This is a genomic window from Kitasatospora terrestris, from assembly GCF_039542905.1.
Classification (GTDB): Bacteria; Actinomycetota; Actinomycetes; order Streptomycetales; family Streptomycetaceae; genus Kitasatospora; species Kitasatospora terrestris.
Window position 1 is genome coordinate 7066728 of sequence record NZ_BAABIS010000001.1, and the last position, 24401, is coordinate 7091128.

At 75.5% G+C, this 24401-nt stretch carries 18 protein-coding genes; 9 read left to right on the plus strand and 9 right to left on the minus strand.

The window, feature by feature from the left end:
- Positions 1-21: 21 nt before the first annotated feature.
- Complete coding sequence (locus tag ABEB06_RS32480; RefSeq protein ID WP_345700486.1) at positions 22-948, minus strand: ABC transporter substrate-binding protein; 927 nt, start codon at positions 946-948, stop codon at positions 22-24.
- 246 nt (positions 949-1194) lie between these two features.
- Here ABEB06_RS32480 and ABEB06_RS32485 point away from each other — a divergent pair, with 246 nt between their 5' ends.
- On the plus strand, positions 1195-2130 hold the full coding sequence (locus tag ABEB06_RS32485; protein ID WP_345700487.1) for a hypothetical protein: 936 nt from the start codon (positions 1195-1197) through the stop codon (positions 2128-2130).
- Between the two features lie 58 nt (positions 2131-2188).
- Here the strand turns inward: ABEB06_RS32485 and ABEB06_RS32490 are convergent, their stop codons facing one another.
- Both ABEB06_RS32490 and ABEB06_RS32495 read right to left on the minus strand, forming a co-directional pair.
- Positions 2189-3994 (minus strand): cellulase family glycosylhydrolase, encoded by a 1806-nt coding sequence (locus ABEB06_RS32490; RefSeq protein ID WP_345700488.1) that lies wholly within the window; start codon positions 3992-3994, stop codon positions 2189-2191.
- Positions 3995-4133: 139 nt separating this feature from the next.
- Positions 4134-5285 (minus strand): helix-turn-helix domain-containing protein, encoded by a 1152-nt coding sequence (locus tag ABEB06_RS32495; protein ID WP_345700489.1) that lies wholly within the window; start codon positions 5283-5285, stop codon positions 4134-4136.
- Between the two features lie 292 nt (positions 5286-5577).
- On the opposite strand from ABEB06_RS32495, the gene ABEB06_RS32500 reads away from it, so the two are divergent.
- The 3 genes from ABEB06_RS32500 (at position 5578) to ABEB06_RS32510 (ending at position 8448) form a co-directional block, all read left to right on the plus strand.
- Complete coding sequence (locus ABEB06_RS32500; protein ID WP_345700490.1) at positions 5578-6522, plus strand: esterase/lipase family protein; 945 nt, start codon at positions 5578-5580, stop codon at positions 6520-6522.
- A gap of 390 nt (positions 6523-6912) precedes the next feature.
- Positions 6913-7611, plus strand: coding sequence for a hypothetical protein (locus ABEB06_RS32505; RefSeq protein ID WP_345700491.1), 699 nt, complete (start codon positions 6913-6915; stop codon positions 7609-7611).
- A gap of 72 nt (positions 7612-7683) precedes the next feature.
- Entirely contained in the window at positions 7684-8448 is a 765-nt protein-coding gene (locus tag ABEB06_RS32510) for a bestrophin-like domain (RefSeq protein WP_345700492.1), read from the plus strand.
- Between the two features lie 29 nt (positions 8449-8477).
- On the opposite strand, the gene ABEB06_RS32515 is transcribed toward ABEB06_RS32510, so the two are convergent.
- Entirely contained in the window at positions 8478-9491 is a 1014-nt protein-coding gene (locus ABEB06_RS32515) for a 2-dehydropantoate 2-reductase (RefSeq protein WP_345700493.1), read from the minus strand.
- Positions 9492-9528: 37 nt separating this feature from the next.
- Positions 9529-10332, minus strand: a complete 804-nt coding sequence (locus ABEB06_RS32520; protein WP_345700494.1) for a class II aldolase/adducin family protein — start codon at positions 10330-10332, stop codon at positions 9529-9531.
- 146 nt (positions 10333-10478) lie between these two features.
- Between ABEB06_RS32520 and ABEB06_RS32525 the strand changes: the two genes are divergently transcribed.
- Positions 10479-11093 (plus strand): TetR/AcrR family transcriptional regulator, encoded by a 615-nt coding sequence (locus ABEB06_RS32525; RefSeq protein WP_345700495.1) that lies wholly within the window; start codon positions 10479-10481, stop codon positions 11091-11093.
- Between the two features lie 142 nt (positions 11094-11235).
- Positions 11236-12357 (plus strand): TIGR03364 family FAD-dependent oxidoreductase, encoded by a 1122-nt coding sequence (locus ABEB06_RS32530; RefSeq protein WP_345700496.1) that lies wholly within the window; start codon positions 11236-11238, stop codon positions 12355-12357.
- A gap of 21 nt (positions 12358-12378) precedes the next feature.
- On the opposite strand, the gene ABEB06_RS32535 is transcribed toward ABEB06_RS32530, so the two are convergent.
- Positions 12379-13263, minus strand: coding sequence for an NAD-dependent protein deacetylase (locus tag ABEB06_RS32535; RefSeq protein WP_345700497.1), 885 nt, complete (start codon positions 13261-13263; stop codon positions 12379-12381).
- Between the two features lie 116 nt (positions 13264-13379).
- Between ABEB06_RS32535 and ABEB06_RS32540 the strand changes: the two genes are divergently transcribed.
- On the plus strand, positions 13380-13787 hold the full coding sequence (locus ABEB06_RS32540; RefSeq protein ID WP_345700498.1) for a hypothetical protein: 408 nt from the start codon (positions 13380-13382) through the stop codon (positions 13785-13787).
- A 45-nt stretch (positions 13788-13832) separates the two neighbouring features.
- On the opposite strand, the gene ABEB06_RS32545 is transcribed toward ABEB06_RS32540, so the two are convergent.
- The 3 genes from ABEB06_RS32545 to ABEB06_RS32555 all read right to left on the minus strand — a co-directional run bounded on the left by ABEB06_RS32545 (position 13833) and on the right by ABEB06_RS32555 (position 18998).
- On the minus strand, positions 13833-15230 hold the full coding sequence (locus ABEB06_RS32545; protein ID WP_345700499.1) for a VWA domain-containing protein: 1398 nt from the start codon (positions 15228-15230) through the stop codon (positions 13833-13835).
- Positions 15227-16099 (minus strand): AAA family ATPase, encoded by an 873-nt coding sequence (locus ABEB06_RS32550; RefSeq protein WP_345700500.1) that lies wholly within the window; start codon positions 16097-16099, stop codon positions 15227-15229. The genes ABEB06_RS32545 and ABEB06_RS32550 overlap by 4 nt, the downstream gene beginning before the upstream one ends.
- A 73-nt stretch (positions 16100-16172) precedes the next feature.
- Entirely contained in the window at positions 16173-18998 is a 2826-nt protein-coding gene (locus tag ABEB06_RS32555; RefSeq protein ID WP_345700501.1) for a helix-turn-helix transcriptional regulator, read from the minus strand.
- 200 nt (positions 18999-19198) lie between these two features.
- Here ABEB06_RS32555 and lanL point away from each other — a divergent pair, with 200 nt between their 5' ends.
- Positions 19199-21970, plus strand: a complete 2772-nt coding sequence (lanL, locus tag ABEB06_RS32560) for a class IV lanthionine synthetase LanL (protein ID WP_345700502.1) — start codon at positions 19199-19201, stop codon at positions 21968-21970.
- Positions 21967-23694 (plus strand): alpha/beta hydrolase family protein, encoded by a 1728-nt coding sequence (locus ABEB06_RS32565; protein WP_345700503.1) that lies wholly within the window; start codon positions 21967-21969, stop codon positions 23692-23694. The genes lanL and ABEB06_RS32565 overlap by 4 nt, the downstream gene beginning before the upstream one ends.
- Positions 23695-24401: the final 707 nt, after the last annotated feature.

The following is a 24401-nucleotide window of genomic DNA, read 5'->3' on the forward strand; positions in this document are numbered from 1 at the left end:
ACCGCGCCCGAACCGCCGGGGCTACAGACCGCCGTTGACCACGGCGCTGGTCACCGCGCCGCGCTGGACGCCCCACTTGGTGAGGATCCGGTCGTAGTCGCCGTTGCGGATCAGCTGGTCCAGGGTGTGGGCCAGCACGTCCCGCAGCTCGGTGTCGCGCCTGTTCAGCGTGATGCCGTACGGGCTGGACTGCCCGTACGCGCCGACCATGGCGAACCGGCCGCCGCGCTCCGGGGCGGTGTTGTACACCGCGACCGGATAGTCGTTCAGGTCGGCGGCGGCGGTGCCGGCGGACACCTCGGCCTGGGCCAGCGCGTCGGTCTCCAGCTCGTGGAGCTTCATCGGCTTGTCGACCTTCAGGCAGGCGTTGATCTGCCGCCGGCCCACCTCGGCCTGGATGGTGCCGCGCTGCACGGCCACCGTCCGGCCGCACAGGCTGTCCAGGGAGGAGATGCCCAGCGGGTTGCCGTTGCGGACCAGGATCGACGTCCCCGTCATGAAGTAGTCGATGAAGTCCACCCCCGGGTCGACCTGCTGGTGGTTGTCGTCGGTGCCCTCCTGGCGGCGCCGGGTGTCGATCACCGCGGACATCGCCAGGTCGATCTTCTTCTGCTGGACGGACGGGATCACCTGGTCGAAGGGCATGTTCACGAACTCGATCTTCAGGCCCAGGTAGTTGCCGATCGCCGCCGCGAGGTCCGGGTCCAGGCCGGCCCAGGGCGCCTCCGGGGTCCTGAAGTCGACCGGCGGGTAGTTGAGGTCGGAAGCGATCCGCAGCACACCGGCGGCACGCACCGGCTGCGGGACGCGGGCCCGCAGCTCGGCCGCCGTCCGGTCGGCCGGACTGGTCGGCGCCGAGCAGGCACCCAGCAGCAGCGAACCGGTGCCGGCCGCCGCCAGGGCGCGGAGCGGGAGGGAAAGGGGGAAGGGGATGAGGGTAGGGCGCATCGCACTCTTCTTGCGTGGAGGGAAGGAGAGAGCACCGCCGGGGGTCTGCCGGGGTTCGCAGCCGGACCGCGTCGCGTGCCCTGTGGCCGCTGCGGGATGGGCGCGGCCTGTCGACGTGGTCCGCCACCGGGGGCGGAAGCCCCCATCCTCGCACCCCGCCCGCGCGGATCACCCGCCGGGGCACTGCTAGCATGCGGCACCGCTCGCTCCGCATACGGCGGAGCCGCGGCTCACCTGGGGGATTCCGTGCACCGTCCTGCCCGCCGTGTCGTCGTGCTCGCCGCGGCCGCCCTGCTGCTCCTGCTCCTGCCGGGGTCGGCCTCGGCCGCGGGCAACGGCTCGATCAGCACCACGATGACCGGCGTGCCCGGCTCGCTGCCGGTCGGCGGGAGCTTCACGGTGACGATGACCGTCCGGTCGACGTCCCAGTACCGGATCAACGTGACGGGTTTCTACCTGAGCATGTGGAACTTCGCCCAGCAGGGCGGGAGGCAGGACACCGGCATCACCGTGCTGTGGAACGACCCGGCGACCGGGGCCTGGCGGGCCTCGGACCACGTCGAGGGCAACGGCGGCTGGTCGCTCAACGAGCGGGAGCGGGTGCTGTTCATCGAGCCGCACGGCTCCATGACCGTCCGGGCCACCGTGACGTTCGGCCCCGACGCGTCCCGCGGGACCGTGCACGTGCTGGGCAACGGCGTCATCAGCTACTCGCTGATGAACGGCCCGCAGTACGTCTACGGCACGCTCGACAGCATCGGGAGCAGCCCGACGGCCACCTTCCGCTACGGGGGCGGGGCCGCCGCGCCCGCGCCGACCACCCGCTCGGCCGCGCCGAAGGCCACGGCCTCGCGGACGGCCGCCGCGGTGCCGTCCGCGTCGCGTGCGGCGGTGTCCCCGAGCAGCGCCGCGCCGGCTGCTGTCGCGTCGCCGTCGCCCAGCGCCTCGACGACCGCCGAGGCCTCGCCGTCGGCGTCCGCTTCGCCGTCCACGTCGGCCGGGGCGTCCGTCCCTGCCGCCGCGGCCGTGCGGACGGTGGCCGACCCGGTGGCGTCGTCGGGCGGGTTCCGCCGGCCGCTGCTCGGCGGGCTGGTGGTGCTGGTGGGTGCCGGCGGCGCGGTGGTCGCGGTCCTGGTGGCCCGGGCGCGCCGGAGCCGGGAGGCCGGGGCCGGAACGGAGTGAGCGGTGTGCGGCAGCTCCGGGGGAGGGGCTGCCGCACACCGCGGGTGGGGGGAGTGGGTCAGAGCGCGGTGCAGACCGCGGTCGCGGTCGCCGGGGCGCCGGCGTCGGAGCGCGAGGCCTGGACGCCGAAGCTGGTGCTCGCGGCGGGCGCCAGCGCGCCGTTGTAGGACAGGTTGGTCGCGGTGATGCTCTGGCCGCTGCGGGTGACCGTGGCGCTCCACGAGCCGGTGACGGTCAGGGAGGTCGGCCAGTTCCAGCTGACCTGCCAGCCGGTGGTGGGCCGGGTGCCGGTGTTGGTGACGGTCACCGTCGCGGTCAGGCCGCTGCCCCAGTCGTTGAGCCCGATGGTGGCGGTGCAGCCGCTGCCGGTGCCGCCGCCGGAGGTGGCGGTGGTCGCGGTGACGCCGGCGGAGGCGGCGGAGACGTTCCCGGCCGCGTCCCGGGCCCGGACGCTGTAGGCGTACGCGGTGGCGGCGGTCAGGCCGGTGTCGGTGTACGCGGTGCCGGTGACGGTGGCGACCTTGGTGGTGCCGCGGTAGACCTCGTAGCCGGTGACGCCGGTGTTGTCGGTGGCGGCCGTCCAGGAGAGCGAGACGCTGCTGCTGGTGGTGGAGGTGACGGCCAGGCCGGTGGGCGCGGTGGGTGCCTGGGTGTCGCCGCCGCCTCCGGTGGAGCTGCCGAAGCCGGGGGCCTTGATCGAGGCCAGGTAGCCGTCCTTGGCGGTGTTGACGCTGGTCCAGTCGTCGTTCAGGATGCCGCCGGTGTCACCGGAGTTGGGGTTCCAGGACCAGAAGGTCCAGTGGAAGGCGTCGGCGCCGCTGGTGGCGGTCGGCCGCAGGTACTGGACCAGGGCCTTGAGCCAGGTCTGGTCGGTGGTGGACTGCAGCGTGGTGCCGAACTCGCCGAGCCAGACCGGGGCGATGTTCTGGTTGTACAGGTAGCCCCAGTTCTTGTCCCAGATGCCGGGCATGTTGGCGGGGAAGGACGGGTCGGAGAACCAGCTCTGCTGCGCGACGCTGGTGGCGTAGTCGTGCGCCGAGTACACCACCCGGTTGGCGACGCTGAGTTGGACCGGGTACTGGCCGGCGCCCTGCAGGTTGCCGCCCCACCAGTACGAGCTGCCGTTGAAGGTCTGCACGCCCTCGACGAAGACCAGCAGCTTCGGGTTGCCGGCCAGGACCGCCTCGCCGCCGCGCTGTGCGGCCAGCCGCCAGTCGGTCGTCTGGTCGCCGCAGCCCCAGCAGGCCGGGTCGTGCGGCTCGTTGTGCAGGTCGATGCCGATCACGGCGGGGTTGCCGTTGTACCGGGTGGCGATGGACCTGAGGTTGGCGAGCCAGGTGGACTCGGGCACCGAGGCGGTGTACCAGAGCGCGGACTGCCCGCCCGAGTCCGGGCGGTGGCGGTCGAGGATCACCTTGAGGCCGGTGCTGCCCGCGTAGTTGACGATCCTGTCCATCACGCCGAGCGAGTTGAGGCCCACCAGGTCGGCGTTCATGCCGCCGGAGGTGTTGATGCTGACCGGGGTGGTGCCCTTGAAGATGTCGTCGCTGTAGGGCAGCCGGATGGTGTTGTACCCGAGCGACTTCATCTGGTCGATCATCGACTTGTAGTCGCGGCTCCACAGGCCGTGGGCCACGTAGTTGGCGGTCTCGAAGCCGAACCAGTTGATGCCGGCGATCCGGACGGGCTGGTTGGCCTCGTCCAGGATCTGCCGGCCGTTGGTGTGCCAGTACCCGGTGCCGGGTGCGGCGGCGGCCTGGGCGGGGACGGCCGCGACGGGGGAGGCGAGCACGGCGAGCGCCGCGGCGAAGGCCGCGGTGCCCGCGCCGAGCCGGCGCAGGCGACGGCGCAGCTGGATGCGCATGGTCTGGTCCTCTCTGGACGTGTGGGGGGTCGTCCGGGAGCGCTCCCACACCCTGACTGCGGAAGCCGTCAATATAAAGCCAGAGAGCAGATGGTCCGTCAATACTTCTGGGAGCGCTCCCACATGAAGGGCTCGGGCGTCAGAGGGCCGCGCGGAGCGCGATCTCCAGCTCGAAACGGGCGTCCGGCGAGGTGAGGGCGGGCCCGAACAGCTCCTGGACCCGGTGCAGCCGCCGGCGCGCGGTCTGCGGATGGATGCCCAGCCGGGCGGCGACCTCCGGCGCGGTGCCGTGCTCGGTGCGCAGCCACGCGGAGAGGGTGGCGGCGAGGCGCTCGCGCTGCTTGGCGGTCAGCCCGGCCAGCGGGGCCAGCCGGTGCTCGGCGATCAGCCGGACCAGCGCCGGGTCGGCGAGCAGCAGGAGGTCGGGCAGCCGGTCGCGGCAGTCGACCGGCTGCTGCGGCGGGAGCGGCAGCCGCGCGCGGACCAGGCGGGCCCAGCGCAGCGAGTCGGCGGCCTGGTGCAGCGGGACGGCCGGGCCGACCACCGCGCCGCGCCCGGCCAGCGCCTGCACCACCCGGATGTCGTCCAGGTACGACTCCGGCTCGGGGACCAGCAGGTGGGGCTCGGGCTGGTCGAGGGCGGCGAGCACCGGGTCGGGCAGCCGCTCGCCGCGCGGACGTTCGGCGGTGGGGGCGTCCAGGGCGACGCAGGCGACCCGCCGGGGCAGCGGCCAGTCGGCGGCGGTCGCGGCCTGCTCGATCTCCTCCGCCGGGGCGCCGGCCAGCAGCAGGGCCAGCAGCCGGTGGCGGGAGCGCCCGAGCGCCCCGGCCCGGTCGGCCCGCGCCTCGACGTAGCCCTGCACGCCGGCGGCGGCGATCTCGTCGATGTGCGCGAACACCGCCTCGGCCAGGGTGGCCAGTTGTTCGGAGTTCAGCCCGCAGCGCCGGGCCACCCGGGCGTACCGGCGCCAGGCCACCCGGGCGCCGATCCGGTACGCGGCCTGCAGCGCGTCCAGGCTGCGGCCCTCGGCGAGCTCGCCGCGGCCGAGCGAGCGGTACACCCGCAGCCGTGCCGGATCGGGCGCGGCGGTGCCCTCGACCAGATCGCCGAACTCGGCCAGCGCGGTCTCCACGCCGTGCTGTATTCCCGTCCCGAATTTCCCCGCGAGCGGCCGGGAGAATTCCGGAACGGCCGCCCGGATCTCGCGGATGATCTCGGCTGCGAGGGTCTTCTGCTCGGGTCTGAGTTCCGCCGCGAAATTCCGCGGGAGGTTGCCCCAGGGGCCGGTCAAGTCGACTCCTTCGGGTGGGTGGCGGGCGGGCGGCCGGTTGGAGTATGGAGCTGATGTTACCGACGGGTCAATAGGTCTGACGTGACGTTGTGCGGCACTTGGAGGGGGGATGCGGTGCAAAGTGCTCAGGGTCGTGACAGGTTTCGGGCGTGGGCGGGGAAATTGCGTGCACCCGCGGTCGCACTTCTTCCGGACCAGTGGCGGGTCTGTTGACGGACCGGTGGGGCGCTCCTAGTTTTCGTGGCCGGTCCGGATGCCAGGGAATTCCGGCGACGCGGAAGTCGGTGCGGAAATGAGAGCGAAGAGAGCGCGGATGGCGGCGGCGGCACTCGTCGCGGTGGCCGGTCTGGCGGCGACGGGTGCCCCGCCCGCCGCGGCGGCGGGCGGGTACCAGGTCGAGACGCACTTCTCGACCGGCTTCCTGGCCGGCTTCCCGGCCCCCGAGCAGTCGCCGCCGGGCGCCAACGACTGGTCCTGCCGGCCGAGCGCCGCGCACCCCGCGCCGGTGGTGCTGGTGCACGGCACGCTGGAGAACATGAACGACAACTGGCGGGGAGCCGCACCGCTGCTGGCGAACGCCGGGTACTGCGTCTACGCGTTCGACTACGGCGGCCCGGCGGCCTGGTCGCCGATCCAGGGCACCGGGGCGATCGAGGACGGCGCGGCCGTGCTGGCCGGCTTCGTGGACCGGGTGCTGACCGCCACCGGTGCGGCCGAGGTCGACCTGGTCGGCCACTCGCAGGGCGGCATGCTGCCGCGGTACTACCTGAAGAACCTGGGCGGCGCCGCCAAGGTCGGCAAGCTGGTCGGCCTGGCGCCCAGCAACCAGGGCACCACGCTCGACGGCATCACCGAACTCGCCCGCCGGCTGCACGTCCTGGCGCCCGCCAACGACTTCCTGAGCGGGCCGTGCCAGGCCTGCGTGCAGCAGGAGATCGGCTCGGACTTCATCACCGCGCTCAACGCGGGCGGGCAGACCGTCCCCGGCGTCGAGTACACCGTGATCGCCACCGGGTTCGACGAGGTGGTCACCCCGTACACCAACGCCTTCCTGCCGGACGGGCCGCACGTCACCAACATCACGGTGCAGCAGCAGTGCGCGCTGGACGCCACCGACCACCTGGAGATCGCCTACGACCCGATCGCGCTGACCGACGTGCTGAACGCGCTGGACCCGGCCCACCCGCGGCCGATCCCCTGCCAGGTGGTGCTGCCGGTCACCGGCCCGCTGCTCTGACCCCTCGCTCCGACCCCCGATCCGCCCCCTCCTCCCGAGCCTCCCCTCGGGCCCCACCGCCCGGCGTGCCTCTCCTGCGCCGGGCGGTGGTTGTTTCCGTTTCCGGGTGCCGCCAACCGCCGGGGCGGCCAGGTTCACCTGATCGGGTGCAGGCGGGCGCCCGGGGCGGCCGCGGAGGCGCCGGACGACCTACTGTTCCGCACGGACGCAGTCGAGCTGACTGGGCGTCAGGCGTGGGGGTCGACGGTGAGGGGTGCGCTGTCCGATGGCGTCGAAATCGCCCGCGGCCGTAACCAGTCGGCGCTGGGACCAGTTGAGGGTGCGTCAGTTGGATCTTGGATCCGGTGGGGTGCGCCCTCCGGCCGACACCAGGAAGGGCCGTCCCGCCCCATGCAGCCCAGGATCAGACCCTCCGCCCGGATAGCCGGTGCGCTCGCCGGTGCGGCCGCGATCTGCGGCGTGCTGTCCGGCGCGGCCGCCGCGCCCGCGAGCGACCGCGGGCACGGACACGTCCACGTCTGCGTCGAGGTCGGGGTGGACACCACCGTGGTGGCGGGCGGCGTCTCGGTGCACGTCGGCAACGGGGTGTCGGTCGGGGCCGGAGGCGGCGTCGGGGTCGGTGTCGGGCCGGGCCACCCGGACCGTCCGCCGCACCCCACCCACCCGGCGCACCCGAGCCATCCGCCGCACCCGACCCACCCCTGCCCGACGCCGACACCCGAGCCGACGCCTTCGCCGAAGCCGACACCCACGGCCGCGCCGAAGCCCACGCCGACCCCGACGCCCACCCCGGTGCCGCCGGTCGTCCCCCGGCCGGTGGTGACCCCGACGCCGACCCCGAGCCGGCCCGCACCGCCGCCCTCGCGCAGCGTCGCCGCGGTGCCGCCGCCCCCGCCGAGCTCCGCGCCGCCCAGCCCGCGGCCGGTCGCCCTGCGCTACCCGCCACCGCCCCCGCGCGCCGAGCCGCCGCGCCGCCGCACGCTCCCGACCACCACCACGATGGCGGTCGTCACGGTGCCCGCGGTGCTCGCGGCCGCCGCGCTCAAGCCGCGCGGCCGGGCCGGAGGCATGGGCCGCGGCCGGTCCTGACCCGGTCCCCGCTCCCGACGGCGCGGGGAAACGTTCTACCAACCCTTCAGTGAAGACCGAACAGGAGACGCCATGTCCGAGTGGCTGGCGCTCGCCATCGCGATGTCCGCGGCCTGCGCCGTGGTCATCGCGGTGGTGGTGCTCAGGCAGCGACGGGTACCCGAGGACGACGACCCGTCCCAGACGCCGGACGTCATCGAGTACATCACGATGATGATCGGCGTCATCTACGCGATCGTCCTCGGCCTCGCCATCGCCGGTGTGTGGGAGGGCCGGGCCGCGGCGCAGGACGACACCCTGCACGAGGCCCAGACGCTGCGCGAGGTCAGCCAGCGGGTCCAGGTCTTCCCGGCCGACTACCGGGACCAGGTCCGCAAGGACGTCGACGCCTACGTCTCGTACGTGGTCGACACCGAGTGGCAGTACATGCGCGACCACGGCTCGATCGCGCCGGAGGGCACCGCGCTGCTGGCCAAGCTGCGGACCGACGTCGCCGAGCGGGCGCCGCAGAACGACCTGGAGGCGCAGGCGTACCAGCCGATGCTGGACCGGATCGCCGCCGCCGACGAGGCCCGCAACGCGCGCGGCCAGAGCACCGGGCCGACCATGCCGGGCCTGGTGTGGTTCGGACTGATCGTCGGCGCGGTGGTGACCGTCGGCATGGTGTTCACGCTGCAGATCCGCCGCTCGGCGCGGGAGCTGTTCCTGGCGGGCGCGTTCGCCGCGCTGATCGCCTTCCTGCTGTTCCTGATCTGGGACTTCGACGATCCCTTCGGCCGGGGCGTCTCGGTGACCACCCAGCCGTTCGAGGACCTGTTCCCCGACCTGTTCACCTGACCGGCTCCCGTCACCCGCCCGGCGCCCGATCAGGCGTCGAGCGCCGCCAGCAGTTCGGGGCCGCCCCAGTCGCGGCGGCCCCCGGACTCGGCGGCGCGGACCAGTTCGGCCAGCCGCGCGTTGGCGGGCGCCGGCAGCCGGTGGCGCTCGGCGAGGGCGGTGATCTCGCCCTGGAGGCTGCCGATCTCGGTGGGCCGGGACCGCTCCAGGTCCTCCCACATCGAGGAGCGGGCCTGCGCGTCGATCCGCAGGCTCGCCCCTGCCAGCCGCCGGAACAGCCCGTCGGGCAGGCCCAGCACGGCAGGCATCAACCGCGACGGGACGGGCCCGAGCCGCGCCGGGACGATCCGCTCCGCGGCGAAGGCCGCCAGCGCCTCGCGCTGGCAGCGGGCCAGGCACGCCCGGTAGGCGCGCTGCCCGAGCTGCTCGCGCAGCGGGAGCCCGGAGAGCGCGTTGACCGCGTTGTTGAGGTTCATCAGCAGCTTGGCCGCCTGCACGCCCGGCATGTCGGAGCGCAGTTCCAGGCCGAGCCCGGCCCGCGCGGCGGTGGCCGCGAGGTCGGCGGCACCCGGCCCGTCCTCGACCATCAGCCGGCCCGCGCTGCCCTGGTGGTAGCCCGCCTCCCCGCTGCGGACCACGTTGTAGGGCACCATCCCGGCGAGCACCGTGCGGCCGGGCAGTTCGCCGCGGAGCAGCTCCGGGTTGTGCAGCCCGTTCTGGAAGCTGACCACGACCGTCTCCGGGCCGGTGGCCGCGGCCAGCTCCCGGCCCGCGGCGGCCGTGTCGGCGGACTTCACCGCGACCAGCACGTGGTCGGCCCCGGCGGCAGCCGCCGGGTCGGTGGCCAGGCGCAGGTCGCGGACGGTGCGCCGGGCGTCGCCCGGGCCGGTCAGGGTGAGTCCGTCCCGTTCGATCGCGGCCATCGCGGCCGGGCGGCCGATCAGCGTGACCTCGGCGGCGGAGGCGAGCAGGCCGCCGAGGTGGCAGCCGATCGAGCCGGCGCCGAGGACGGCGATCCGGGGGCGGCGGGCGGGGTCCGGCACGGGTACGTCCTCGGGGCTCGGCGTCGAGTGGAGAGGGTCAGTCGAACAGGTCGGGGTCGGAGGCGGTGATCTGGTCCCACAGCGGTCGGGCCTGGAACCAGCCGGCCAGCGAGCTGCCGAGCTGACCACGGGTGATCAGCGCGGTCTCCCGGTCTATCAGCTTGGGGGTGCCCGCCGCCATCGCCAGCAGCTGCGCCTGGCAGGAGCGCTCCATGGTGACGAACCACCAGACCGCCTCGGCGACCGACTGCCCGACCGTGAGCAGGCCGTGGTTCTGCAGGATCACCGCCTTGTGCGGGCCGAGCGCCTGGGCGATCCGCTTGCCCTCCTCGATCTCGTTGACCACGCCGCGGTAGTCGCTGTACACGGCGTGGTCCTCGAAGAAGGCGCAGGCGTCCTGGGTGATCGGGTCGAGCGGGATGCCGAGGCTGGAGAAGGCCTTGCCGTGCAGCGAGTGGGAGTGCGCGGCGGCGATCGCGTCCGGGCGGGCGGCGTGCACCTGCGAGTGGATGACGAAGGCTGCCTTGTTCACCGGGCGGTTGCCGTGCACCAGGGTGCCCTCGTGGTCGACCAGGATCAGGTCGGAGGCCCTGATCTGGTGGAAACTCATGCCGAACGGGTTCACCCAGAACCGGTCCGGGTGCTCCGGGTCGCGCACCGTGATGTGGCCGGCCACCCCCTCGGAGAACCCGAAGCGGCCGAACAGCCGGAATCCGGCCGCCAGTTGCTCCTTGCGGTACTGGCGTTCGGCCGCCACGTCCTCGAAGGTCGGCGGCAGCGGGATCGTCACGCCGGCGGGGACCGGGCCGATGGCGGCGGAGAGGGCTTCGGGAGTGCTCATGGGGGCTCCAGAGTCCTGCGGGGGGTGGGGGCTGGCCGGAGGGTGGGACGGGCCAAAAGATACACGCGCGTATCGGATACGTCGATGCATCCGATCGGATCGGGAGCGGTATCGTGAGTCGATCACCGCACGAGGAAGGCCCGCCCATGCCCAAGGGAGAGACCAGGCGCCGCCCGCGCACCCGCGCCGCGCTGCTCGACGCCGCCCTGGAGACCTTTGCCGAGCTGGGCTTCCGTGCCGCCACCATCGAGCAGATCTGCGAGCGGGCCGGGTACACCCGGGGTGCCTTCTACTCCAACTTCAGCAGCAAGGAAGAGCTGTTCCTGGCGCTCTTCGACCAGCACAGCGAACGGATCGTCGCCCGGATCCGGGAGCGGATCGACGCCGTGGCGGACGGGGCGCTGACCCTGGACGGGGTCGCCGAGGCGCTCGCCGAGGTCGAGCCCGCCGAGCGCGCCTGGTACCTGGTCACCATGGAGTTCACCCTGCACGCGATCCGCGACCCGCAGGCCGCCTGGGTGCTCGCCCGGCACGACGCCCGGCTGCGTGCCGAGATCGCCCGCGGTCTCACCGAGTACCTGGCCCGGGCCGGGCGCACCCTCACCGCGGACCCCGATGAGGTGGCCCGGCTGCTGATCGCCCTGCGCGAGGGCGCGCTCGCCCAGGCGTACGTGGAGCCCGAGCAGCTGCCGCCCGGGCGCCTGGAGCGGCAGTTCCTCGCCCCGCTGCTGGCCGCGCTCAGCACGGAGCGGCCCCTCTGAGGGGCGGTGGTGTTCACCGGCTGTTCACGGGCCGTCTCTCGGCGGGGTGCGGGTGGTGATCATAGATTCTCCGCGTAGGCCCAGTTGTCCATACAACTTGGACGGCTTGGGCGCGGAGAACCCGGAACGGAGACCCCAGCACATGCCCTCCCCGCTCGGCTCGGCGGACGTCGTCGTCATCGGCGCCGGCATCGTCGGCCTCGCCCACGCCCACGAAGCCCTGGAGCGAGGCCTCACGGTCGCCGTGGTGGAACGCGGCGACCGCGCCACCGGCGCCTCCGTCCGCAACTTCGGCCACGCCTGCGGCACCGCCCAGGACGGCGACGCCCTGCGCTACGCCCGCAACGCCCGCGCCACCTGGGCCCGCCTCGCCGAGGAGGCCGGCTTCTGGCACCGCCGTACCGGCACCGTGATGGTCGCCCGCGCCGAGGACGAACTCGCCGTCCTGCGCGAGTTCGCCGAGCTGCGCGGCGACGAGGTCCGCCCGCTCACCGCCGGACAGGTCGCCGAGCGGATCCCGGTCGGCACCGGCGTCCTCGGCGGCGCCCTCCTCCCCGACGACCTGCGGGTCGACCCGCGCGCCGCGGCCCACGCCATCGCCCGCCACCTGGCCGGGCGCGGCGCCGCCTTCCACTGGACCACCAGCGCCCACGCGATCGAGCCGGGCGCCGTCCACACCAGCCGCGGCACCCTCACCGCCCGCACGATCGTCCTCGCCACCGGCCACGACGTCGACCGGCACTACCCGGAGCTCGCCGCGCGGTTCGGCGTCCGGCGCTGCGCGCTGCGGATGCTGCGGGTCGACGCCCCCGGCGGCGCCACCGTCGAACCCGCCGTGCAGACCGGCTACTCGCTGCTGCGCTACAGCGGCTACGAGGCCTGCCCGAGCCTGCCCGCCGTCCGCGAGCGCCTCACCGCCGAACGGCCCGACCTGATCGGCATCGGCCTCAACCTGATGTACACCCAGCGCCCCGACGGCACCCTCACCATCGGCGACACCCACGCCTACGGCACCACCCTCGACCCGTTCGAGGACGAGGCGCTGGACGCCGCCGTGCTCGCCGAGACCGCCGAGCTGCTCGGCGTCGACGGCCTCACCGTGCGCGAGCGCTGGCGCGGCGTGTACGCCTCCGCGCCGGAGCCGTTCCTGATCGCCGAGCCCGCCGAGGGCGTCCGGGTCGTCTCGGTCACCTCCGGCATCGGCATGACCACCGCGTTCGGCCTGGCGCCCGAGGTGCTGGACGGGCTCGGGTACCCGCGCTGAGCCGGCGTCGCCCGACGGCCGTCAGCCCTTGAGACGGTCGGCGAGGGCGGTCAGGGTCGGGCCGAGCGGGAGGTCGACCGTGGCGGTGGCCAGCCCGTCGCCGCGGGTCGGACCCTGGTTGACGATCACCACCGGCTTGCCGGCCTTGGCGGCGTACCGGACGAAGCGCAGGCCCGACATCACGGTGAGCGAGGACCCCAGCACCAGCAGGCCGGACGCCGCTTCCACCAGCCGGTAGCAGTGCTCGACCCGGGGCTTGGGCACGTTCTCGCCGAAGAACACCACGTCCGGCTTGAGGACGCCGCCGCACGCCTCGCACGGCGCCACCCGGAAACCGGCCACCAGCTCGTCCGGCAGTTCCACGTCGCCGTCCGGGTTCACCCGGACACCCTCCGCCCGGCCCGGCGTGCCGTTCAGCTCGTGCAGGCGCGCGTCCAGCCGCTCCCGGGTGGAGGTGCGCCCGCAGCCCAGGCAGAGGACCCGGTCCAGGCCGCCGTGCAGCTCGACCGCGTCGGCGGTGCCGGCCGCCCGGTGCAGGCCGTCCACGTTCTGGGTGATCACCGCGGAGACGTGGCCCGTGCGGCGCAGCGCCTCTACCGCGTGGTGGCCCGCGTTCGGGCGGGCGCCGGTGATCGTCCGCCAGCCGACGTGGCTGCGCGCCCAGTACCGGCGGCGGGCCTCCTCGCCCGCGGTGAACTCCTGGAACGTCATCGGCCGGTGTCGGCGGTGCCGGCCGGTCGCACCCCGGTAGTCGGGGATCCCCGACTCGGTGGACAGTCCCGCCCCGCTCAGCACCGCGACACCGCGCGCGGCGAGCAGCCCGGCGATGTCCTCCGGGCCGCCGGGGCGGGCGGCCGGCGGACCGCCGCCGTCCACCGGACTGTCGAGCATCGGACGTACGCGCATGCGCCCAGGGTAGTCCGGCCGCGTCGTCCGGACGGAGCAGTGGACCGTGTCCCGGCGGGCGCCGGCGCCGTTGAGCGCCACGTCGATCGTGAGCCTTCGGGGAATCGGGAGCGTCCGTGCGTCGTGGTGCAGCAGTACTGGCCCTTGTCCTCTGCGCGGCCCTGCCCGGCGCGGCAGCGGCGGGCACCGGCCGGGGGACGGTGCAGGAGCAGAGCATCTACCTGCACGCGACCGCGGGCGACGGCTCCAGCGACGGCGTCGCCGACCTGACCGTCACCAAGGAGAACAACGGCTACCGGCTGCGCGGCTACATCGAGGCGGTCTCCGGCTGCGTCGAGCTGAGGGCCGTCAACATGCACCTCGGCTCCTACCTGGGCGGAGACGTGGTGAAGAAGACCTGCGAGCAGAACGTCCACGCCCGGATCAACTCCTGGACCCACCACACCGACGTCGTGCTCAGCGCCGTCGTCCCGCACGGCCCCGACTGGGACTCCTCCATCGTCACCCTCACCGGCCGCCCGTGAGCCGCAGCTGCCGGGTGGCCCCGGGTGCCGGGTGGCCCCCGGTCGTCAGACGGGGAGGAGGCGGGAGGCGAGGGCGGTGAGCCGGCGGGCGTTGCGGCAGGGGTGCATGGGGACGACCTGGGCGTAGGCGAGGGCCGCGGAGTCGCCGGAGCCCCACTGGGACGGCGGCTCGGGGTTGAGCCAGTGGACGCGGCGCGCGGCGGCGGCGATCCGGCGCAGGGCGTCGGTGTCGGGGTCGAAGCCGTTGGTGCGGGCGTCGCCGAGGACCAGGACCGCGGTGCGGGGGCCGACCGCGGTCAGGTGCTCGTCGGCGAACTGGCGGAGCGCCGCGCCGTAGTCGCTGCTGCCGTGGTAGCCCGCCACCTTCGCCTCGGTGAGGATGCGACGGGCCGCCCCGGCGGGCGCCGCGCTCGGACCGGTGAGCAGGTGGGTGACCTCCGCGGTGCGGTTGACGAAGGCGAACACCCGGACCCGGCCGAACTGTTCGCTGATCGCCCGGACCAGCAGCACGGTGAAGTCAGAGAACCCCGCCACCGAGCCGGAGACGTCGCACAGCAGCACCAAATCCGGCTTGCCGGGCCGCCGTTGCCGGTAGGCGGGCCGCAGCGGCACTCCGCCGGTGGACAGCGAGCGGCGCAGCGTCCGCCGCAGGTCCAGCTGCCCGCGCGCCGCCCGGCGCCGCCGGGCGGCCAGCCGGGTGGCCAGTTTGCGGGCCAACGGCTGGACGGCACGCCGCAGTTCGGCGAGCTGCTCGCGGCCCGCGGTGAGGAAGTCGAGTTGGTCGACGGTGGGCGCGACGGCGCGGGCGGCGATCCGCTCGGTACCGCGCAGCTCGGCCACCCGGCGGCGTGCCTCGGTGCCGACCCGGGCGCGGAACTCGCGGATCCGGCGGCGCACTTCGTCCGCCTCCAGGCGGTCGGTGAAGGCGGCGCCGGCGCTGCCCGTTCCGGCGCTGTCCCGGCCCAGGCCGGCGAGCACCCGGGCCAGCAGCGTCTCCGGCTGGAGGCGACCGAGCGCCTGGTGCGCGGAGAAGCCGTCCGAGCCCGGGGCCGATCCGTAGCGGCCCAGCGCGTCCACCGCCTCGCCGGCCAGCCGGGCGAGCGCGGTGCGGTCCCCGCTCGCCAGCGCCTCGGCCAGGCGGGCGCGCAGCTCCTCGACGTCCGGCGCGGCCGCCTGCTCGCGGGCGGCTTCCGGTCGGCCCACCCCGAGCGGGAAGAACAGGTCGAACACCGGGTCGAAGACGGTCCGCTGGGTCGAGGAGCGGAGGACTGCGGCGGCCAGCCCCTCGCGCAGCCGCTCGCGGTCGGCGAAGCCCAGCGCCCCGGCGACCGCCGCCGCGTCCACGGTCTCGGCCGGCCCGATCGGGATGCCGTGCCCGCGCAACGCCCGGACCAGGCCGGTCAGTCGGGCCGCCGGGTCATTCGTGCCGGTCGCGCCGGTCATGCCGGGGTGAGCTTCTCGGCGGCGCGCACGATGTCCTCCTGGTGCTTGAGGACCACGCCCAGGCTCGTCCGGACCACCTCCTCGTCCAGCCGGTCGGCGCCCAGGGCGAGCAGGGTGCGCGCCCAGTCGACGGTCTCGGCGACCGACGGGGCCTTGCGCAGGTCCATCGCCCGCAGCGCGTTCACCACCCGGACCAGCGAGGCGGCCAGTGCCGCGTCCAGCCCGGGCACCCGCAGGCGGACGATCCGCTCCTCCAACTCCGCGTCCGGGAAGCCCAGATGGAGGAAGAGGCAGCGGCGGCGCAGCGCCTCCGACAGCTCGCGGGTCGCATTCGAGGTGAGCAGCACGAACGGGCGCCGCGCGGCCCGGATCGTCCCCAACTCCGGGACGGTCACCTGGAAGTCGCCCAGGACCTCCAGGAGCAGCGCCTCCACCTCCAGGTCCGCCTTGTCCGTCTCGTCCACCAGCAGGACCGTCGGCCCGTCGTTCCGGATCGCCGTCAGCAGCGGGCGCGGCAGCAGGAACTCCTCGCCGAACACGTCGGTCCGGGCGGCGTCCCAGCCGCCGTCACGGCCCGCGGTGATCCGCAGCAACTGCTTGGCGTGGTTCCACTCGTACAGCGCCCGGGACTCGTCGATGCCTTCGTAGCACTGCAGACGGACCAGCCGCGCGTCCGCCACCGCCGCGACCGCCTTGGCGAGCTCCGTCTTGCCGACCCCCGCCGGGCCCTCCACCAGCAGCGGCTTGCCGAGGCGGTCCGCCAGGAAGACGGTGGTGGCCACCGCCTGCGAGGCCAGGTAGCCCGCCTTGGCCAGCCGCTCGACCACCTCGTCCACCGAGCCGAAGAAGCCCGTGTGCAGCTCGCCCATCCCGGCCGACCCCCGTTCGCGCAGTACCGTCCCGCGCCACCCTACTCGCCGGTCACATGGCAGGGGAGAGGTGTCAGACCCCGGCGGCGGGGAGCAGGATGCCCGGCAGCTCCGTGCGGTTGGAGATGCCGAGCTTGCGGTAGATCCGCGCCAGGTGGTTGTCGACCGTACGGGTCGACAGGACGCACTCCGCGGCGATCTCCCGACTCGTCCGGCCCCGCGCCGCCATCAGCGCGATCTCCCGCTCGCGGGAACTCAGCGGATCCGCACCCGGCAACGGCGTCAGACCCGGCGTCGCGGCACCCTCGCACCCCGCCGCCAGATCCTGCGAACGCTGCGCCGCCCGCGCCGACCGGCCCCGGTGCCCCGCCGCCTGCCAGGCGAGCGCCGCCGCCGCGAAACCCTCCGCCGCCCGCAGGTCCGCACCCAGCCCGGCGAGCCGCTCCGCCGCAGCCTCCAGCGCCTCCGCGCGGCCCGCGCCCGCCGCCAACGCCAACTCGGCGCGGGCCGCCGCGTACGGGCCCTGCATCCGGGCCGCCGCCGCCGCGAGCGCGTCCGCCTCCTCGGCCACGCCCCAGCGCACCAGGTCGTCCAGCATCGCGACCGCCGCCGTCACCTCCCCGTCCGCGAGCGCGTGCCCCGCGGCGGACCGCAGCAGCGCCGCGGCCGTCGGCAGATTGCCGGCGCACAGCGTCGCCCACGCCTGCGCGCGGACGGTGTCCCAGGCACGGACCGGCGCGTCCGGCCCGGCCGGACCGTCCAGCTCCGCCGCCTCCGGGGCGACCTGCCCGAGATGGGCCGCCGCCAGCACCGCGCCCGCGAGCGCACGCCGTTCCACGAACGGCTGGCGGCGCAACCGCGCCTGCGCGCGGGCCTCACGGAAATGCGCCAGCGCGGACGCCGGACGGCCCCGCTCCAGGGCGATCCGGCCCAGCGCCCACGGGAACCACGCGGTCAGCGCCGGAACGGGCGAACGCAGCATCGCCGCCTGGCCCTCCCGGGCCGCCGCCTCGCCCTCCGGCAGCCGGCCCGCCTCCAACAGGGCCACCGCGAGGAGGTAGAGGTTGCGGGCCGGGTAGTAGACGGCGGACCGGTCGGCGAGGCGCCGGTGGGCGGCGTAGGCGGTCCGGCAGGTCTCCACCGCGTCCGCGACGCGGCCGGAGGCCATCTCGACGCGCAGGCGGGCCTGGAGTTCGAGGACGCTCCCCTGCGACCCGCCTCCGGCGGGGGGTTCGGTGACGGCTGCCGGGCCGCTCGCGCCTGCGGCGGGCTGCTGCTGCGGCGGGGGTGCGGGCTGCCCTGCGCGTGCGGCGGGCACGGACGTGGGCTCGCTCGCGCCTGCGGCGGGCTGGTGGAGCGCGCTGGCGGTTGCGGGCACGGCGGCGCCTGTGGCGGGTTGCTCTGCGGTTGTCGCGGCGGCGGGGTGGCGGGTGAGGGCCAGCTGGGCCTCGGCGGTGCGGCCGGCGGCGGTGAGGAGGGTGGCTTCGCAGGCGGTGAGGGCGGGGTGGGGGCCGATGCGGGTGGTGGCTCCGGTGAGGACGGCCATGGCGTCGGCGGGCTGTTCGACGCCGTAGAAGAGGGTGGTGGCGAGGGTGACGGCGGCGGCCGCGACGTCGGTCCCGGTGCGGGCGGCGGCGAAGGCGTCGCGCAGGACGGGCAGGGCTTCGGCGAAGTCGCCCTGCTGGCCGAGGGCTTCGCCGAGCATCAGGCCGGCGGCGACGTTCGGTCCGTGGAGGAGGGCGGCGCGGGCGAGCCGGCACATGGTGGGGACGTCGTCGCTGCGCAGGGCCTGCCCGGCGGCGCGCACCAGCAGATCGGGGCAGGCGGTGCCGGTGGCGTCGAGGTCCCAGCAGGCGAGGGCGAGTTCGTCGCCGCCGCGGCGGGCGCCGTGGGCGCGGACCCGGGCGGCCTGCCCGAGCAGCAGGGCGCGGGCGCGGACGAGGGTGGTGCGGGCGCGGAGCAGGGGTGCGTGCCAGGCGTGGGCGAGGGCGGTGTGGGTGCGGCGGTCGTCCGTCCAGACGGTGAGCAGGTCGAGTTCCTCGAGTTCGGCGAGGGCGTCGGCGGTGGCGTGGTGGAGGGCGTCGTCGAGGCCGACGGGGCCGCAGTGGGCGAGGAGTTCGAGGACGGTGCGCTGTTCGCGGGGCAGGTCGCGGAGCAGGTCGGGGACGAGGCCGTCGACGGTGAGTTGGTCGAGGGAGCCGTCGAGGCACCAGATGCCGCGGATGTCGCGCAGGGTGCCGGCGGTGACGGCGGTGCGCAGCAACTCGCGGAGCAGGAGCGGGTTTCCGCCCCCGGCGGTGTCGAAGGCGGCCCGGGCCGGTGCGGCGACGGGGCCGCCGAGTGCGGCGTGCAGCAGTTCGCCGGTCTCCTGCGGGCCGAACGGGTCGAGCGGGACGTGTCGCAGGGTGTCCTGCCGCCACCAGGTGCGCAGGATCTCCGGCAGGTCGGTCTCGGCGGGCAGGGTGGCGACGAGGAAGAGCCCGGCCTGTTCGGCGAGCAGGCCGAGCAGGGAGAGCGAGGTGGGGTCGAGCCGGTGGGCGTCGTCGACCAGGACGACCGGGCGGGGTCCGCCGCCGGTGACCTTCCGGGCGACCTCGCGGAACAGTTCCACCGGGTCGTCGGCGTGCTGCGGCGGCAGGAGCGGCGCCAGGGCGAGCAGCGGCACCGCGGCCGCCGCCTCGGTGGCTCTGATCCGCCAACATCGGTGTCCGGCCTGCTCGGCGGCGACCAGGAACTCCTCACCGGTGCGGCTCTTCCCGGCGCCGGGCGGCCCGGTGACGACCGCCGCCCGTACGGTCGGTCGGCGCAACGCCGAGCGAAGGGCCGAGAGTTCGGCGCGGCGCCCGACGAAGGGCAGGCCGGACAGGGACATGGGCAGGCGTCGGTACGCGGCAGTCATCGTTTACCCCCCGGTTCGGATGCGGTGCCGCAGGCCATTGTCGCAGCGTCCGGCGGAATCGAACCGATGCGTTCCGGTCGTGTCGCGCCGGGGTGAGTAGTGGGCGCCGCCCGGTTGAGTAGTGGACTGCTCTGTGCCCGGCGTCCGCGGCGCAGCACCGTAGTGCCTGCAAGGGGGACGGCAACGGGGGAGGCGGGGAAGTGACGGGGCGACAGGCGGTCACGGACGAGCGGGAGATCGGGCAGGGCGCGCCGGCGGGTGCGGCTGCGGTTGCGACGGGCGCGGCGGAGTTCCCGCTGGCCGGGCAGGTGCGGCTGGTGATGGAGCGTGCCGGTGCCACCGGCTGGGAGCTGCGGGCCGAGGAGTTCTGGACCCGGCTGCTGCCGCCCGCCCACCGGCCCCGTCCGCAGGGCTGGAAGCTGCACGTGTCGGCCACCCCGCTGTCCGCGCCGCACGTGCTGGCCCGGGCCGCCGAGCAGCTGTTCGCGCTGGACTGCGCGTTCAAGTTCGCCGGCACGCTGGAGCGGGTCGAGGCGCTGGTCTCCGGCCGCTACGACCGGGCCGGGGCGGGCAAGTTCCTCACCGCCTACCCGGTGGACGACGACCAGGCGCTGCGGGTCGCCGAGGCGCTCGACCGGGCCACCGCCGGGCTGCCGGGCCAGCGGATCCTCTCCGACCGTCCGTACCGCCCCGGCAGCCTGGTGCACTACCGCTACGGCGTCTTCCGCGGTCGGCGGGAGCTCGGCAACGACGGCAGCTACGAGCTGCGGCTCACCGGTCCGGACGGCGGGTCGGTGCGCGACGAGCGGCGGCCCGCGTACACGCCGCCCGCGTGGGCCACCTGTCCGTTCCCCGCCCCGGAGGCGGCGGCCCGGACCGCCGGGCCGGTGCTGCTCGGCGGGCGGTACGAGGTGCGCGGGGCGATCCGGCACGCCAACAAGGGCGGTGTCTTCCGCGCGGTCGACCGGGTGACCGGCGCGGCCGTGATCCTCAAGCAGGCTCGCCCGCACACCGCGGCCCGGCCGAACGGGGAGGACGCCCGGGACGCGCTGCGGCGCGAGGCGGCCGTCCTCGACCGGCTGGCCGACCTCGACCGCGCCCCGCGCGGCCTCGCCCTCTTCGAGCACGGCCAGGACCTCTTCCTCGCCCAGAGCGTGGTGCCCGGCGTCCCGCTGCGCCGCTGGACCGCCGACCACCTGACCGGCCCCGCCGGGCTCACCGGCCCGCCCGTCGGGCGGGTGCTCGCCCTGGCCCGCCGGATCACCGACCTGCTCGCCGAGGTGCACGGGCACGGCCTGGTGCTGCGCGACCTCACCCCCAACAACCTGATGGTGGACGGTGGCGACCTGGTCGCCCTGGTCGACGTCGAACTCGCCACCGCGCCCGGCACGTACGTCCACCGCGCGGGCACTCCCGGCTACGCCGCGCCCGAGCAGATGGCGGCCGAACGGTGGTCGCCCGCACCGGGTTTCGGCGCCGACCTGTACAGCCTCGGCGCGGTGCTGTTCCACCTCGCCACCGGCGCGGACCCGGTGTTCGCCCCGGACGACCCGCCCGGTCGGCCCTTCGCGGTCCGGCTCGGCGAGCTGCTCGCCGTCGCCGGGGTCCGCAGCCGCGCCGTACGGCGGCTGGCGCCGCTGGTCCTCGCGCTGCTGGACGAGGATCCCGCCCGGCGGCCGGGACTCGACGCGGTGCGCGCCGAACTCGCCGACCCGCGACCGGTGCCGCCCGCGGCGGTGCCCGCCGGCCTGACCGCCGGACCGGCCCGGGCCGCGATCGCGCCCGAACGGTGCGAGCGGCTGCTCGCCGACGGCCTGGACCACCTGCTCGCCACCATGGCACCCGACGCCCAACGCCTGTGGACCACCGGCGGGTTCGGCGCCACCACCGACCCGGTGGCGGTCCAGCACGGCGCCGCCGGGCCGGTCGCCCTGCTCACCCGCCTGGCGCCGCGCAGCGCCGCCGCGCTCGCCGGGCTGCGCACCGCCGCCGACTGGCTGGAGCGCGCCCTGCCCGCCGAACCGACCGTGCTGCCCGGCCTCTACTTCGGCCGCTCCGGCACCGCCTGGGCGCTGTACGACGCCGCCCGCGTGCTGGGCGACCCGGCGATGGCCGGCCGCGCCCTCGACCTGGCCCGCCGGACACCGCTGAGCTGGCCGAATCCCGACGTCTGCCACGGCGCGGCCGGGGCCGGGCTCACCCAGCTCCACCTCTGGCACGCCACCGGCGACCCCGATTTCCTGGTCCGCGCCGAGCAGGCCGCCGACGGCCTGGCCGAGCGCACCGAGCAGCACCCCGGCGGACGGGTCTGCTGGCCGATCCCCGCCGACTTCGACTCGGCGCTGGCCGGCCTCACCCACCACGGCTTCGCGCACGGCACCGCCGGCATCGGCACCTTCCTGCTCGCCGCCGGCCGGGCCGCGGACCGCGAGGACCTGCGGGCCCTCGCGGTCCGCGCCGGGGACAGCCTGCTCGCCGCCGCCGACCACGACGGCGACGCCGCCTGGTGGGGCACCGGCGAGGGCGCCGCGTCCGGCACCGACAGCCGGCTGCCGAACTGGTGCAGCGGCTCGTCCGGCGTCGGGACCTTCCTGGTCCGGCTGTGGGCCGCCACCGGGGAGGCCCGCTTCCGCACGGCAGCGGAGGCGGCGGGCGCGGCCGTCGTGCGGCAGCGCTGGCAGACCTCGCCCGCCACCTGCCACGGCCTCGCCGGGAACGGCCAGTTCCTGCTCGACCTCGCCCACCTGCTGGGCGAACCCCGCTGGCTCGGGCACGCCGAGGAGCTGGCCGCCTGCATCGACGTCCGGCACACCGTCCGCGACGGCCGGCGGCTGATCCCCGACGAGACCGCCGTGGACGTGGTCGCCGACTACCAGACCGGAACCGCCGGCGCCCTCGACTTCCTGCACCGCCTGCAGCACGGCGGCCCGCGCCCCTGGCTTCCCGTCCCGGGCCCGGAGGCGGCCCGATGACCGCGACGACGCTCACCGCCGCGCCCGCGGTCCACGCCCGGCTGGGCATCGCGTACTCCGCCGACGGAGACCGGCTCGGCTGCCTCGCCGCCCGGGCCGACGGCCGCTACACCGCCGAGCTCTGGACGCTGCGCGACGGCGCCCCCGAGCGGGCGCACCTGCCCGCCGCCGGGGACGCTGAGACCCCGCGCACCCAGTGCCTGCCGCTGCCCGACGGCCGCCTGCTGCTCTGCCGCGGCGGCGGGGGACGGCACGACCTGCTCACCGCCACCCCCGGCGACGACCGGCCCCGGCCGCTCGGCACCGTGCACCACGCCGCCGTCCGGCTGCTGCCCTGGCCCGGACGCGACGCCCTGGCCGTCCTGGTCACCACCGACGGCGACCGCCGCTCCACCCTGCGCCTGCTCACCGGCCCCGGCCCGGAGCTGGCCGACCTCGCCGGGATCCCCGGCGGCCTGCTCGGCGGCAGCTGGCTCGACCGGCGGCACCTGGCCGGACTGGTCGTCGCCGGCGGCGCGGCCCACGGAGCGATCGTCGACACGGCGACCGGCCGGACCACCCCGCTGCCCGGCGCCGAAGCGGGCGAACGCCTGCTGCTCACCGGCGGCGGACGGGCCCTGGTCGCCGTCCCCACCGCCGGCGGCGGCCACCGGCTGGGCCTGCGCCCGCTCGACGGCAGCACGCCGACCGCGTACCCGGACGGCCTCAACTCCCTTCCCGGGACGGTCCGGCCGCTCGCCATCGACCCGTCCGGCGGCCGACTCGCGGTCCGCTCCGGGCACGGCGCGGTCGACCGGCTGCTCGTCCACGACCTCGCGACCGACACGGCCGTCGAACTGCCATCCGCCCCAGGCACGTTCGGCGACCGCGCGCACTGGGGGAGGGCGGGGCTGCAGCTGATCCACTCCACCCCCGACACGCCCGCCGCCCCGGTCACCGTGCCCGGCCGCCACCGGGCCCGGCCGGCCGGGCGACCCTCGGCCGCCCTGCGGGAGGTCGCCGGCTCGGAGGCCGTGGTGTACGGCGACCCGTGGACGGCCGAACGGGCCGTACTCGCCCTGCACGGCGGCCCGTCCGCCGCCTGGCGGTACGAGTTCGACCCGCTGCTGCGCGAGTTCGCCGCCGCCGGCATCGCCGTCGTAGCCCTCAACCAGCGCGGCAGCACCGGCTACGGAGCCGCCCACCGGGACGCGATCCGTGACGACTGGGGCGGCCCCGACCTCGACGACGTCCAGCGGGCCGGCCGTGAACTCGCCGCCTGGCGGACGGCCAACGGCCTGGAGGCGCCTGCCCTGTACGGCATCAGCTACGGCGCCTGGCTCGCCGTGCTGGCCGCCGCCGGGGCGCCCGACCGCTGGTCGCGCTGCGCCGCCGTGGCACCGTTCCTCTCCGTACCGCGCCTGGCCGCCGCCGGCTCGCCCGGGGTGCGTTCGCTGCTGGACCGGCTCGCCGCACCCGCCGAGACGGCCGCCGAACGCGACCTGTACCGGCAGGCGGAGCGGATCCGGGTGCCCCTGCTGCTGCTCCACGGCGAACGGGACGAGGTCGTCCCCGTCGGCCAGTCCCGCGAGCTGCGCGACCGGCTGCTCGCCCTCGGCCGCCGCCCCGGCACGGACTTCGCCCACCGGGAGATCCCCGGGGCCGGGCACTACCCGCCCGGCGGCCCCGGCGGCGCGGCCGTCCGCACCGCCCTCACCGACTTCCTCCGTACGGGCGCGCTCTGACGCCCCGCCCGGAGGAGCGCCGACACCGGCGCACCCGCACCACCCGCACACCGACGGAGAAAGGGGGGACACCCATGGACATCGAGCTCGAGCTCGACGCCCTGCAGCAGCTGACCGAGGAGGAGCCGGCCGGCCTCGGCCGCTGCGAGAGCACCTGCTGGTTCACCTGCGCCTGGACCAACTGACCGACCCGCACACCCACGTGACATCGAAGAAACCGAAGAAGGAGTTCGTCATGGAGTTCGACCTGGAGCTGGACGCCCTGCAGCAGCTGACCGAGGAGGAGCCCGCGGGCCTGGGCCGCTGCGAGGACACCTGCTGGTTCACCTGCACCTGGACCGGCTGAACCACCCCACAAGCACCGTCACCCACCACGGAGAAGGAGTTCGTCATGGAGTTCGACCTGGAGCTGGACGCCCTGCAGCAGCTGACCGAGGAGGAGCCCGCGGGTCTCGGCCGCTGCGAGGACACCTGCTGGTTCACCTGCACCTGGACCGGCTGAACCACGCCGCGCTGACCGCGCGTTGACGACCGGACCCGCGCCGCCCCGGCGGGCGGCGCGGATCCGGCGTCGACGCCGGGCTGATCCCGGGGCCGGGCCCGGGGGCCGGGCGGGACACCTTCCCGCCCCGCCCGCCGGACCCGGCCCCGCCGCCGTTGCCGCATCGCCGTTGCCCCGCCGTCCGCCGAGTCGGCCACCCGCCGCC